The organism is Mesorhizobium sp. M8A.F.Ca.ET.208.01.1.1 (genome assembly GCF_004791315.1).
In the GTDB taxonomy this organism is placed as follows: Bacteria; Pseudomonadota; Alphaproteobacteria; order Rhizobiales; family Rhizobiaceae; genus Mesorhizobium.
This window is the reverse complement of record NZ_SRUT01000341.1, coordinates 1-294: the sequence shown is the minus strand read 5'-3', so window position 1 is coordinate 294 and position 294 is coordinate 1. Positions and strand designations below refer to the sequence as shown.

The following is a 294-nucleotide window of genomic DNA, read 5'->3' as shown; positions in this document are numbered from 1 at the left end:
TCAACTGGTTGGCGCCGATCTCGACGAGGTGGCGGCGGCGCGTGCGGATCTTTCGGCCGAGCGCGGGCGCGGCAGGCGCCACATCTTGCATCATCCAAGCGGCCCGATCACGCTGATCGACGAGAGCTACAATGCCAACCCGGCGTCGATGGCGGCAGCCATGGCGCTGCTCAACGCCACGCCTGTATCGGGCGAGGGCAGGCGCATCGCTGTGCTTGGCGACATGCGGGAACTTGGCAGCCACTCGGCAAAACTCCATGCGGCCCTTGCCGAGCTCATCGTCGGCACCGGGAC

1 protein-coding gene is annotated in these 294 nt (G+C 67.3%); it reads left to right on the top strand.

The annotated features are described in order from the left end of the window. Positions 1-294 (top strand): cyanophycin synthetase (locus EN851_RS35565; protein ID WP_281041139.1); only part of this gene is annotated, 294 nt, incomplete at both ends.